10 protein-coding genes are annotated in these 12,717 nt (G+C 61.0%); all 10 read right to left on the reverse strand.

Features of this window, described 5'->3' with window-relative positions; all coding sequences use genetic code 11:
• Positions 1-66 precede the first annotated feature (66 nt).
• Positions 67-780: a TetR/AcrR family transcriptional regulator gene (locus CKW38_RS09155; protein ID WP_007908909.1), complete on the reverse strand. Its 714-nt coding sequence runs from the start codon at positions 778-780 to the stop codon at positions 67-69.
• Between the two features lie 105 nt (positions 781-885).
• Positions 886-2,388: a lysine--tRNA ligase gene (gene lysS / locus CKW38_RS09160; RefSeq protein ID WP_007908910.1), complete on the reverse strand. Its 1,503-nt coding sequence runs from the start codon at positions 2,386-2,388 to the stop codon at positions 886-888.
• A 114-nt stretch (positions 2,389-2,502) separates the two neighbouring features.
• A protein-coding gene (gene prfB / locus CKW38_RS09165; protein WP_102358477.1) for a peptide chain release factor 2 occupies positions 2,503-3,598 on the reverse strand; the annotation gives its coding sequence in 2 pieces (ribosomal slippage) (positions 2,503-3,525 and positions 3,527-3,598; 1,095 coding nt in all).
• A 310-nt stretch (positions 3,599-3,908) separates the two neighbouring features.
• On the reverse strand, positions 3,909-4,910 hold the full coding sequence (locus CKW38_RS09170; RefSeq protein WP_007908918.1) for a PleD family two-component system response regulator: 1,002 nt from the start codon (positions 4,908-4,910) through the stop codon (positions 3,909-3,911).
• A 48-nt stretch (positions 4,911-4,958) separates the two neighbouring features.
• Positions 4,959-5,969 (reverse strand): chemotaxis response regulator protein-glutamate methylesterase, encoded by a 1,011-nt coding sequence (locus CKW38_RS09175; protein ID WP_007908919.1) that lies wholly within the window; start codon positions 5,967-5,969, stop codon positions 4,959-4,961.
• Complete coding sequence (locus tag CKW38_RS09180; RefSeq protein WP_095112545.1) at positions 5,966-8,251, reverse strand: hybrid sensor histidine kinase/response regulator; 2,286 nt, start codon at positions 8,249-8,251, stop codon at positions 5,966-5,968. Before CKW38_RS09180 ends, CKW38_RS09175 begins: the two co-directional genes overlap by 4 nt.
• Positions 8,248-8,931 (reverse strand): chemotaxis protein CheW, encoded by a 684-nt coding sequence (locus tag CKW38_RS09185; RefSeq protein WP_007908926.1) that lies wholly within the window; start codon positions 8,929-8,931, stop codon positions 8,248-8,250. The genes CKW38_RS09180 and CKW38_RS09185 overlap by 4 nt, the downstream gene beginning before the upstream one ends.
• A complete protein-coding gene (locus tag CKW38_RS09190) occupies positions 8,928-10,199 on the reverse strand; it encodes a CheR family methyltransferase (protein WP_095112547.1) in 1,272 nt (423 codons plus the stop codon). The genes CKW38_RS09185 and CKW38_RS09190 overlap by 4 nt, the downstream gene beginning before the upstream one ends.
• On the reverse strand, positions 10,196-10,732 hold the full coding sequence (locus CKW38_RS09195) for a chemotaxis protein CheW (protein WP_095112548.1): 537 nt from the start codon (positions 10,730-10,732) through the stop codon (positions 10,196-10,198). Before CKW38_RS09195 ends, CKW38_RS09190 begins: the two co-directional genes overlap by 4 nt.
• On the reverse strand, positions 10,732-12,354 hold the full coding sequence (locus CKW38_RS09200; RefSeq protein WP_095112550.1) for a methyl-accepting chemotaxis protein: 1,623 nt from the start codon (positions 12,352-12,354) through the stop codon (positions 10,732-10,734). The genes CKW38_RS09195 and CKW38_RS09200 overlap by 1 nt, the downstream gene beginning before the upstream one ends.
• Positions 12,355-12,717: the final 363 nt, after the last annotated feature.

Here is a 12,717-nt window from a genome sequence, read left to right on the forward strand (position 1 = left end):
GTCGACGAAGGGACGCGGAGCGTCCCCGGCGGCATTCCCACGCAGAGCGTGGGAACGATCTTGTGGTCAGACCGACGCGAGCACCAGGTGCATATACCGCGTCAGAATGCCGAGCATGTCCTCTTCGGCCAAAGGCTCGGCGTCGTTGAGCAGGCCCTGATATTCCATCCGTCCGATAATCGCCGTCAACACCTTGGCATCTTGCTGCGGTTCACGCGAGCCCAACACCTGGAACAACTGGCAAGTACCCTGCAACAGAATCTGCTGATGTGAACGCACCAGAATCGCCAGGCGCGGGTTAAGCAACGCCTCCTGACGGAATGCCTGTTCGGCCATCAAATGCTCACGCCGGTTAATCAACTGCCGGTGCACATAGTCGGCCATCAGCCGCGCAATATCGTCCGCCAGTTGCGAGCGCGACTCCGGGCTGCCGTCGCCACTGACGACCATGTCACGCAACAGACCTTCATTGTTGACCCACAACTTGGCCATGTACGCCGCGCTGCGTTCAACGTATTGGGCGAAGGTATCGGTGAGCAGGTCATCGATGTCCTTGAAGTAATACGTGGTCGCCGACAGCGGCACACCGGCCTCGGCGGCCACTGCACGATGGCGCACGGCGCGCACGCCGTCGCGCACGACAATGCGCATCGCGGCGTCGAGAATGTCCTGGCGACGCTGCTCACTGCCCTGTCGGCTGGCCTTGCGACCCTGGTACTGAACACTTTCAGCGACCGCAGTGGCGATACCCGCTGCACCCTCTTGAGCTATTGCACCCATCACGACAGAACTTCCTCTGCTATTGCAAAATTAACCAATTGATACATTTGTACCAGACAGGCAATAAAAAGCCGCCTGTTTTAGGCGGCTTTTTAACTGAAACGTTTACGCTTGCGGTCGCATGTGCGGGAACAGGATCACATCGCGGATCGACGGCGAGTTGGTCAGCAACATCACCAGACGGTCGATGCCGATGCCTTCACCGGCCGTTGGCGGCATGCCGTACTCCAGCGCGCGAACGAAGTCGGCGTCGTAGTGCATGGCTTCGTCGTCGCCGGCGTCCTTGTCGGCCACCTGCGCCATGAAGCGCTCGGCCTGGTCTTCCGCGTCGTTCAACTCGGAGTAGGCGTTGGCGATTTCACGGCCACCGATGAACAGCTCGAAACGGTCGGTGACGTTCGGGTTGTCATCGTTGCGACGAGCCAGCGGCGAGACTTCGAACGGGTACTGAGTGATGAAGTGCGGCTGTTCCAGTTTGTGCTCGACCAGCTCTTCGAAAATCATCACCTGCAGCTTGCCCAGACCTTCGAAGCCCAGCACCTTGGCGCCGGCCTTCTTGGCGATGGCGCGGGCCTTGTCGATGTCGTTCAGATCATCGGCAGTCAGCTCAGGGTTGTACTTGAGGATCGAGTCGAACACCGACAGACGCACGAACGGCTCGCCGAAGTGGAACACCTTGTCGCCGTACGGCACGTCGGTGCTGCCCAGCACCAGCTGCGCCAGTTCACGGAACAGTTCTTCGGTCAGGTCCATGTTGTCTTCGTAGTCGGCGTAAGCCTGGTAGAACTCCAACATGGTGAATTCAGGGTTGTGCCGAGTCGAGACGCCTTCGTTACGGAAGTTGCGATTGATCTCGAAAACCTTTTCAAAACCACCGACCACCAGACGCTTCAGATACAGCTCAGGGGCGATACGCAGGAACATTTCCATGTCCAGCGCGTTGTGGTGGGTTTCGAACGGCTTGGCTGCGGCGCCGCCCGGAATGGTCTGCAGCATCGGCGTTTCGACTTCGAGGAAGTCGCGCTTCATCAGGAAGCTGCGGATGTGCGCGATCACTTGCGAACGGACGCGGAAGGTCTGACGCACGTCTTCGTTGACGATCAGGTCAACGTAACGCTGACGGTAGCGCTGTTCGGTATCGGTCAGGCCGTGGTGCTTGTCCGGCAGCGGACGCAGCGATTTGGTCAGCAGACGCACGCTGGTCATTTCAACATACAGGTCGCCCTTGCCGGAACGCGCCAAGGTACCTTCGGCAGCAATAATGTCGCCCATGTCCCAGGTTTTCACCGCGGCCAGGGTGTCTTCCGAGAGGGTTTTACGGTTGACGTAGACCTGGATGCGACCGGTCATGTCCTGGATCACCATGAACGAACCACGGTTGAGCATGATGCGACCGGCAACCTTGACCGGGATTGCAGCCTCTGCCAGCTCTTCCTTGGTCTTGTCCGCGTATTTCTTCTGCAGATCTTCGCAGTAGTTTTCGCGGCGGAAGTCGTTCGGGAAGGCATTGCCCTTGGCGCGCTCGGCAGCCAGCTTTTCCTTGCGCAGGGCGATCAGGGAGTTTTCTTCCTGTTGCAGGGCTTGCGGGTCGAGTTGTTGGTCGCTCATGTCTTTAGATATTCCATCAGGTTCGTTGCCCCCGGGCCTGGCGGCCCGGAGATCGCCAGCTGGGCTGGCTCCTACAGGGATCGGCTTGAATCAGCCGATGCTGTATTGCGTCTTTTACAGGCCCGATTTCAGGCTGGCATACAGGTATTCGTCGATGTCGCCGTCGAGTACCTTGTCGCAGTCGCTGCGTTCGATGTTGGTGCGCAGATCCTTGATCCGCGACGCATCGAGCACGTACGAGCGAATCTGGTGACCCCAGCCGATGTCGGATTTGGTGTCTTCCAGCGCTTGCGATGCGGCGTTGCGTTTCTGCATTTCCTGCTCGTACAACTTGGCCCGCAGCATTTTCATGGCGGTGTCCTTGTTGGCGTGCTGGGAACGTTCGTTCTGGCAGCTGACCACGGTGTTGGTCGGTACGTGAGTGATACGTACGGCCGAGTCGGTGGTGTTTACGTGCTGACCACCGGCACCCGAAGAACGATAGGTGTCGATTCGCAGGTCTGCCGGGTTGATTTCGATTTCGACCTTGTCGTCGATCTCTGGCGAGACGAACACCGCGGAGAACGAGGTGTGGCGACGGTTGCCGGAGTCGAACGGGCTCTTGCGCACCAGACGGTGCACGCCGATCTCGGTGCGCAGCCAGCCAAAGGCGTATTCGCCCTTGATGTGCACGGTCGCACCTTTGATACCGGCGACTTCACCGGCCGACAGTTCCATGATGGTCGCGTCGAAACCGCGTTTATCCGCCCAGCGCAGGTACATGCGCAGGAGGATGTTGGCCCAATCCTGGGCTTCGGTGCCGCCGGAACCGGCCTGGATATCCAGGTAGGCGTTGTTCGGGTCCATTTCATGGCTGAACATACGGCGGAATTCCAGCTTGGCCAGATTTTCCTCGAGACGGGCCAGCTCGGCGACGACATCGCCCACTGCGCCTTCGTCGTTTTCTTCGACGGCCATGTCCAGCAGATCGCGGCAATCGGCCAGGCCGGCGTTCAGTTCATCGAGGGTATCGACGATCTGCGCCAGCGCCGAACGCTCGCGGCCCAGCTCCTGGGCGTATTCAGGTTTGTTCCAGACACTCGGATCTTCAAGCTCGCGATTGACTTCAGTCAGACGCTCATGCTTTTGATCGTAGTCAAAGATACCCCCGAATAGTTTCGGAGCGCTCGGACAGGTCCTTGATGGTGTTCAGGATCGGATTGATTTCCATGACGGGCAGCACTCGTTGGCGAACTTTTGAAAGCCGGCGAGTATAACGTAATCAGGCTGTCACGGCAGCCCGTCTGGCGGGTGTGGGGATCATTAAAACCTTTGCCCTCACCCTAACCCTCTCCCAGAGGTAGAGGGGACCGATTGGGGGATATTTGAGAGGTACGCCGACGTGAAAGGGCTTTGCCGAATCCATGATCGCCACGCTTACAGATCCATAATCGCCGAGGTCTTTCAGGTCGATGCAGAACCCAAGACACCTCGGTCGGCCCCCTCTCCCTCCGGGAGAGGGATGGGGTGAGGGTCAGCCGCTACTCGATCCCGACCTGATTACGCCCATTGTTCTTGGCCAGATATAAGCCACGATCCGCCGCTGAAATCAGCAACCGACAATCACTACCCGCCTGCGGCACCATCGTCGCCAGACCAATACTGATGGTCAGGCTCGCCCCTTCCGCCGGGGTGTTGTGCGGAATTTTCAAGGATGCCACGGTCTGCCGCAGTTTCTCCGCCACCAGCCGCGCACCGCCCGGCGAGGTGTTCGGCAACACCAGCACAAACTCCTCACCGCCATAACGCGCCGGCAGATCCGACGGTCGCGCGCTGGCGTCACGGATCGCCGTGGCGACCTTGCGCAGCGCTTCGTCGCCTTCAACATGGCCAAAGCTGTCGTTGTAGGACTTGAAGTAATCGACATCGATCATCAACAACGACAGCTGGCTCTGATCGCGCAACGAGCGGCGCCATTCCAGTTCCAGGTATTCGTCGAAGTGCCGACGGTTGGACAGCCCGGTCAGGCCATCGGAGTTCATCAGCCGTTGCAGCACCAGATTGGTGTCGAGCAATTGCTGCTGGCTGACCCGCAGCGCGCGATACGCCGCGTCGCGCTGCAACAACGTCATGTACGAGCGCGAGTGATAGCGGATGCGCGCCACCAGTTCGATGGTGTCCGGCAGTTTCACCAGGTAATCGTTGGCGCCGGCGGAGAACGCCGCGCTCTTGATCAGCGGGTCTTCCTTGGTCGACAGGACGATGATCGGAATGTCCTTGGTCGCCGGGTGATTGCGGTATTCGCGCACCAGGCTCAGGCCATCGAGGCCGGGCATCACCAGGTCCTGGAGAATCACCGTCGGTTTGATCCGTACCGCCTGCGCGATGGCCTGCTGCGGGTCGGAGCAGAAGTGGAAGTCGATGTTTTCTTGATTCGACAGCCCACGGCGCACCGCTTCGCCGATCATCGCCTGATCATCCACCAACAACACCATGGCGGCGTTTTCGTCGGTTTTAATGTCGTCGATCTGTAAGTCATTCATGGGCGGTCACCTGTGTACTGCGGGGGCCAGGATTGCCGATAAACCTGTTCATTTGGGGAAAACCTCCAGCAATCGTGGCGCTATCTTTTCCAGTGCACGGATTTCAACCGCGGCATCAATCGCCGCAGCAGCCTTGGGCATGCCGTACACCGCACTGCTTTGCTGATCCTGCGCGATGGTCAGGTAACCCTGCTGACGCATGAGCTTAAGCCCTTGCGCCCCGTCGCGCCCCATCCCGGTCAATAAAACCCCGACGGCGTCGCCATTCCAATAGCTGGCGACACTCTCGAAAAACACATCGATCGAGGGCCGATAGATTTCGTTGACCGGCTCGGCGGTGTAGGCCAGCGTGCCGTTTTTCAGTAAGCGAATATGGTGATTGGTGCCGGCCAGCAGCACCGCGCCGGCTTGCGGCGGTTCGCCCTCGCGGGCCAGACGCACATCGAGGCCGCTGGCGCTGGCCAGCCATTCGGCCATGCCGGCGGCGAACACCTGATCGACGTGCTGCACCAGCACAATGGCTGCCGAAAAATCCTTCGGCAAGCCTTTGAGCAGGACTTCCAGCGCCGCCGGCCCACCAGCCGACGAGCCAATCGCCACCAGCCGCTGGCACGAAGCGGAACTGCGCTGGGCCGGTGGCGCCGGCCGCGAACGCGTGGGCTTCTCGCCGATCAGCCAGCCAATATTGAGGATCTTGCGCAGCAACGGCGCGGCGGCTTCCCGAGCGTCGCCGGCGCCGAGTGCCGGAGTGTCGACCACATCCAGCGCGCCGTGGCCCATGGCTTCAAAGACCCGATGCACGTTCTGCTGGCGGTCAACGGTCACGATGACAATGGCACACGGGGTTTCGGCCATGATCCGGCGGGTGGCTTCGACGCCGTCCATCACCGGCATGATCAGGTCCATCAGGATCAGGTCCGGGGTGTTTTCGGCGCACAGTTGCACCGCCTCGGCGCCGTTGCGGGCGACCCAGACCACCTGATGCGCCGGTTCGAAGGCCAGCGCCCGGCGCAAGGCCTCCACCGCCATGGGCATGTCGTTGACGATTGCGATCTTCATGCCCGCGCTCCTCCAATAAGCTCGACCACTGCGTCGAGCAGGGCGTCGTCATGAAAACTGGCTTTGGCTAAATAATAGTCAGCGCCGGCATCGAGGCCACGGCGGCGATCCTCTTCGCGATCCTTGTACGACACGACCATCACCGGCAGCGATTGCAGGCGATTGTCGCGGCGCAGCAGAGTTACCAGTTCGATGCCGTCCATGCGCGGCATGTCGATGTCGGTGATCAGCAAATCGAAGTCCTCCGAACGCAGTGCGTTCCAACCGTCCATGCCGTCCACCGCCACCGCAACGTCGTAGCCGCGATTGAGCAGCAGTTTGCGTTGCAGCTCGCGCACGGTCAGCGAATCATCGACCACCAGCACGCGTTTGCGCGCGGCTTCGGCGGCTTGATTGCCGTGACGGGCGATGCGTTCAAGGCGCCCGGTATTGAGCAGTTTGTCCACCGAACGCATCATGTCTTCGACGTCGACGATCAGCACTACCGAGCCATCGTCGAGCAGGGCGCCAGCGGAGATGTCCTGCACTTTGCCCAGCCGCTCGTCGAGTGGCAAGACCACCAGCGTGCGCTCGCCAATGAAACGCTCTACGGCAACGCCATAAATTGCATCGCGCTCGCGGATCACCACGACTTTGAGGGTTTCGCCACTGTTCTGGCTGGCCGGGCGGTTGAGCAACTGGCTGGCTGCGACCAGCCCGGCGTGCTGGCCTTCGTGCCAGAAATGCTGACGGCCTTCGACCTGCACGATGTCCTCCGGCGCCAGATCACACATGCGCTCGATGTGCGCCAGCGGGAAGGCATACGCTTCTTCGCCAACTTCCACCACCAGACTGCGCACCACCGACAAGGTCAGCGGCACTTCCAGATGAAAGCGACTGCCCTCGCCTGCGGTCTGCTCCAACTCTACGGCGCCGCGCAACTGGCGAACCATGTGTTGAACGGCATCGAGGCCGACGCCCCGCCCGGACACTTCGGTGACCGTGTCGCGCAGGCTGAAACCAGGCAGAAAGAGGAAGGTCAGCAGTTCTTCCTCGCTCAACTGCGCCGCCGTTTCCGCTGGGGATAACTGCCGCTCGACAATGCTGCGGCGGACTTTTTCCAGGTCGACGCCGTTGCCGTCATCGCTCAATTCCAGCACTAGCAGACCGGCCTGATGCGAGGCGCGCAGGCGGATCAGGCCCTCTTCAGGCTTGCCCTTGAGCAGCCGTTGCTCCGGGGTTTCGATGCCGTGATCGACGGCGTTGCGCAACAAATGAGTCAGCGGTGCTTCGAGTTTCTCCAGCACGTCGCGGTCGACCTGGGTTTTCTCGCCTTCGATCTCCAGGCGTACCTGTTTGCCGAGGCTGCGGCCCAGATCGCGGACCATGCGCACCTGGCCGGTAAGCACATCGGCAAATGGCCGCATGCGGCAGGCCAACGCGGTGTCGTAAAGCACTTGCGCGCGTTGGCTGGCCTGCCAGGCGAATTCGTCGAGTTCGGCGTTTTTCTCGCTCAGCAGTTGCTGGGATTCGGCGAGCAAACGGCGCGCGTCTTCCAGGGCTTCCAGCGCTTCAAGGCTCAGCGCGTGTTCCTTGAGGTGCACGTTGAGGTTTTCCAACGCGCGCAGGCCGTTGTTCTGCATGCGCTTGAGGCGTTGCATGGTCGCCAGGTGCGGTTTCAGGCGTTGGGTTTCCACCAGCGATTTGCTCGACAGATCGAGCAGGCTGTTCAGGCGCTCGGCGGTAACGCGCAAGACGCGTTCGCCACCTTCGGTAGTGCGTTTGTTTTTGCGTGGCGCTGGCTCTGGCGTCTCACTCGCAACGTCGATGACGGGCGCTGGCGGCGTCGGCTCAACTCGCGGAGCTTGCAGTTGCAATTCGGCCATGACTGGCGCTGCGACAGCAGTCGCGGACGATGGATCCAGCAACTGCGCCATCAACGCCACATACGCTTCGATGTCAGCCGGTTGCGGAGCATTCGCTGGCGTGGCAATGCGCATCAGCAAATCGGTGCCCTGCAACAGCGCATCAATGTGCTCGGGGCGCAGCAATAACCGCCCTTCCTGCGCACTGACCAGGCAATCCTCCATGACATGCGCAACGCTGACACCGCTGTCGATGCCGACAATCCGCGCCGCACCTTTGAGCGAGTGCGCCGCGCGCATGCACGATTCCAGTTGATCGGCCTGGCTCGGGTTACGTTCCAGCGCCAGCAATCCGGCACTGAGCACTTGGGTCTGGGCTTCGGCTTCGAGGCTGAACAACTCCAGCAGCGAGGCGTCGCGCATTTGCTCGGGGGTCATGTGAGGCTCCGGGTCACGGCGGACAACAGCTGTTCTTCATCCAGCCAACGCAGGCTGCGACCGCGATATTGCAGAACGCCACGGGTGTATTTCGCGCTGGCTTGCGCCCCGGACTGCGATGCCGCATCAAGAATGCGCTCGTCGATGGCATGAATGCCGTCGACCTCATCCACCGGCACCACCACCGGTCCGCCATGGGCGGCAATGATCAACATGCGCGGCATGATTCTCGCGCCTGTGGCTGGCGCCGAGTTGCCATCCAGATCAAGCAACTCAACCAGCGACAGGCACGCCACCAGCGCGCCGCGTACATTGGCCACACCGAGCAAGGCGCGCGAGCGCTGGTGCGGCAACGAGTGAATCGCCTGCAACGGTGCCACTTCAACAAGGCTGCGCGTCGCCAGTCCCAGCCATTCTTCGCCGAGACGGAACATCAGCAACGAGCGGGTTTTCACATCGCTTTCTACGGCAGTCGCCACCGGGTCGCGCTCGTCCTGCTGCAACGCATAACGGTCGAGCAAGCGCGTGGCAGCGGCGGAATACACCGAGCAATTGCGGCAATGAATGTGGTCTTCAAGCAGCGGACAGGACTTGTCGCCATGAATGCCGATGCGGTTCCAGCAATCGTCGATGGCCCGGGCGTCTTCGTGGGTGACGTTCAAGGTGTCGGACGGGATCATCGTTTACGCTCACTGTCGGCGGTGCGCCCGCTGCGGGCGGCGCGCTCCTGCAATCGTCTGGCACCGACGCTGTCGCCCTGGGCCTGCAGCAATGCGGCCAGGTGCATCAACGCTTCGGGATGTTGCGGTTCGAGGTACAACGCCTTGCGGTAGAAACCCTGGGCTTCGAGGGTCAGGCCGGCGACATCGCTGAGCAAGCCGAGCCAGTAAAAGACTTGGGCCACCGGTTCGTGGCTGCGCAAATACTGTTCGCACGCCGCCCGGGCTTCGGCGCTTTTGCCTTCGTTAGCCAGTGCAGCGATGTTGGCCAGCAACGTCGCCGCGTCCGGGTTCGCGCTTTTGCTGGCGATTGGCAGTGGTGTTACGGCAGCAAACGGTCGATTGCGCACCGGCGCTGGCGGCGTGCTGCGCTGCGGTTGGCTGATCGGCACCGCGATCGGTTTGGCTGTCGGCAGCGGTTCGGGATGCGGCTCACTGTGGCGACTGAAGGCAAAGGATTGCGGGATGCCGATCGAACGCATGCCCAACCGCCCAAGCAAACTGCCCTCGGCCGGGCCGATAAACAGCACGCCATCGAAGTGCGTCAGGCGCTTGAGCACCTCGAACACCAGTTTTTGCGTCGGCTGATCGAAATAGATCAGCAGGTTGCGGCAGAACACGAAATCGAACGCCGGCTCACTGGCCAGCAGCGTCGGATCGAGCACGTTGCCGACCTGCAAACGCACTTGCTCACGGACGTTTTCATTGACTCGATGACCGTCCTGCTCAGACGTGAAGTGCCGCTCGCGAAAGTCCAGATCCTGACCGCGAAACGAATTCTTGCCGTACAACGCGCGCCGCGCCTTCTCCACCGACAGCGGACTGACGTCCATGCCGTCGACCTTGAACTGATGAGGCTTGAGCCCGGCATCGAGCAAGGCCATGGCAATCGAATACGGTTCTTCGCCGGTGGAACACGGCAGGCTGAGGATGCGCAAGGCACGCATGTTGTTCAGTTCGCCAAGGCGTTTGCGGGCGAGTTTGCCCAGCGTCGCGAAAGATTCCGGGTAGCGGAAAAACCATGTCTCGGGAACGATCACCGCTTCGATCAACGCTTGTTGTTCATCCCGCGAGCCTTGCAGCAACTGCCAATACTCATTGGCATGCGCCGCTTGCGAGAGCGTGGTGCGCTGACGCACCGCGCGCTCAATGATCGCCGGGCCCACCGACGTCACATCGAGGCCGATGCGCTCCTTGAGAAAGTCGAAAAAACGTTGATCGCCGCTCATGGCTGCGCCTCAAGCTGCGCCGGATTCAACGGCGGATCGGGGAACAGCAAAGTACGCACGGCGTCATCGAGCAAATCATTGACCCGTACCCATTGCACCAATCCCTGCGCATCTTCACGCACCGGGCCGAGGTAAGGCGCCTCGCGGTTGTCGAGGCCGTAAGGCTGAAACTCTTGCGGATGGCAACGCAGGGTGTCGGTGGCCTGTTCCAGAATCAGCCCAAGCCATTGCGCCGGTTGCGACTGATCAGGCTGGTAATTGACCAGCACCAGACGCGTGCTGGTACGCGCCTGAGCGGGATGGCCAAAGGTCAATGCGCTGAGGTCGATTACCGGGACTACCGCACCGCGATAAGCGAACACACCGGCAACCCATTGCGGCGCCCGCGCGATCGGCTTCAACGGCAGGCGCGGCAACACTTCGGCGACTTCAGTAGCGCGCAGGGCGTAACGTTCGCTACCGATGCGAAACAGCAGGAACAACGCCGGCTTCGCCACCTGCGCGGCGCTGCGTTTGGCGATGATTTCGCTCATCAGACTTTGAATCGCGAAACGCCGCTGCGCAGCCCGACGGCCACCTGGCTCAGTTCGTCGATGGCGAAACTGGCCTGACGCAACGACTCGACGGTCTGGCTGCTGGCATCACCCAGTTGCACCAGCGCGTGGTTGATCTGCTCGGCACCGGTGGCCTGCGCCTGCATGCCCTCGTTGACCATCAACACCCGCGGCGCCAGCGCCTGCACCTGATGGATGATCTGCGACAGCTGCTCGCCAACCTGCTGCACTTCGGACATGCCACGGCGTACTTCTTCGGAGAACTTGTCCATGCCCATCACACCCGCCGACACCGCCGACTGGATCTCGCGAACCATTTGCTCGATGTCGTAAGTGGCCACGGCGGTCTGATCCGCCAGACGCCGCACTTCCGTGGCGACCACGGCAAAACCGCGTCCGTACTCGCCGGCCTTCTCGGCTTCAATCGCTGCGTTGAGCGACAACAGGTTAGTCTGATCGGCGACTTTGACGATGGTCACCACCACCTGATTGATGTTGCCGGCCTTCTCGTTGAGGATCGCCAGTTTGGCGTTGACCAGATCGGCCGCGCCCATCACCGAGTGCATGGTGTCTTCCATGCGCGCCAGACCTTGCTGGCCGGAGCCGGCCAGCACTGAGGCCTGATCGGCGGCGGTGGACACTTCGGTCATGGTGCGCACCAAGTCGCGCGAGGTGGCGGCGATCTCGCGCGACGTCGCGCCGATTTCGGTAGTGGTGGCAGCGGTTTCGGTGGCGGTGGCTTGTTGTTGCTTGGAGGTGGCGGCGATCTCGGTCACCGAAGTGGTCACCTGCACCGAGGAGCGCTGGGCTTGCGACACCAGCGCGGTCAGCTCGGTCATCATGTCGTTGAAGCCGGTTTCGACGGCGCCGAATTCGTCCTTGCGATCGAGGTTCAGACGCGAACTGAGGTCACCGGTGCGCATGGTTTCGAGGATCTGCACAATGCGGTTCATCGGCGCCATGATTGCGCGCATCAGCAACAGACCGCACAGGCCAGCGGCGAGGACAGCGACCAACAGGGAAATGAACATGCTGACTTTGGCTGCGGCCACGGCATCGTCGATATTGTTCATGGCCTGATCGGCGACTGTCTTGTTTTCGCCGATGATGTCGTTGAGCTTCATGCGCCCGGAATACCAGGCAGGCGTGAGCTTGTCGTGGAACATCCTGACCGCGTCCGCTTCCAGGTTGCGTTTGTGCAGATCCAGCACGGCATCCTGAATCTGGATGTAGGCGTCGTGATACTTCTCGAACGCGGCGAACTCGACACGATCCTCGTCGGTCGCCATGGTTTTGCGATAGTTGGCCATCTGCTCCTGCAGACGAGCCTCGAACGCCTTGTAGTCAGCCGCGTCCTCGCTGGAAATCCCCTGGCCTTCCTTGAGCCCGAGCAGTTCCTGAGTCTGCAGATAGCTGTCGACCCACGCGCCGCGAATCATCGAGCTGTAATAGACGCCGGGAATCGCGTCATCACGCACGCTGTTTTCACTGACCTCGATCTTCAACAGCCGTGAATACGAAACGACGACCATCAGCAACATGATGGCGATAATCACCGCAAAGCTCGCCAAAATGCGTTGGCGCAACGTCCAGTTCTTCACAGTGATTCCTCGTGCCTAGTCGAAATGCGGGGAGTATAGCCGAGGGCGGTGTTTCATTTATAAGACGCTTTGTAACCCTCGGGCCTGTCCGCCTTGGTCGCGGGAGGGCTCTGGGCTGGGACTGTCCGACAATTGCGGGTGGGCGTGCCAGTGGGGTAATGGCAAAAGGAGGCGATAGATCGGCCATGGCGTATGCAGTGAGGCTGAAACATCATCGCGAGCAAGCTCCGTGCACGCCGGAATAACCTGTGGGAGCGAGCTTGCTCGCGAAGAGGCCGGAACGGTCAACATCGATGTCGTCTGACCCGGCGCTTTCGCGAGCAGGCTCGCTCCCACAGGGGGTTGCGATTGTTAAAGCACGCT

The organism is Pseudomonas sp. Irchel 3H7 (assembly GCF_900187605.1).
Lineage (GTDB): Bacteria > Pseudomonadota > Gammaproteobacteria > Pseudomonadales > Pseudomonadaceae > Aquipseudomonas.

What these genes read in the sequence shown, in the direction of transcription:
- CKW38_RS09175 (WP_007908919.1), bottom strand. Translation starts at nt 5,969, where the DNA reads ATGAAGATCGCAATCGTCAACGACATGCCCATGGCGGTGGAGGCCTTG.
- CKW38_RS09170 (WP_007908918.1), bottom strand. Translation starts at nt 4,910, where the DNA reads ATGAATGACTTACAGATCGACGACATTAAAACCGACGAAAACGCCGCC.
- CKW38_RS09180 (WP_095112545.1), bottom strand. Translation starts at nt 8,251, where the DNA reads ATGACCCCCGAGCAAATGCGCGACGCCTCGCTGCTGGAGTTGTTCAGC.
- lysS (WP_007908910.1), bottom strand. Translation starts at nt 2,388, where the DNA reads ATGAGCGACCAACAACTCGACCCGCAAGCCCTGCAACAGGAAGAAAAC.
- CKW38_RS09190 (WP_095112547.1), bottom strand. Translation starts at nt 10,199, where the DNA reads ATGAGCGGCGATCAACGTTTTTTCGACTTTCTCAAGGAGCGCATCGGC.
- CKW38_RS09185 (WP_007908926.1), bottom strand. Translation starts at nt 8,931, where the DNA reads ATGATCCCGTCCGACACCTTGAACGTCACCCACGAAGACGCCCGGGCC.
- CKW38_RS09195 (WP_095112548.1), bottom strand. Translation starts at nt 10,732, where the DNA reads ATGAGCGAAATCATCGCCAAACGCAGCGCCGCGCAGGTGGCGAAGCCG.
- CKW38_RS09155 (WP_007908909.1), bottom strand. Translation starts at nt 780, where the DNA reads ATGGGTGCAATAGCTCAAGAGGGTGCAGCGGGTATCGCCACTGCGGTC.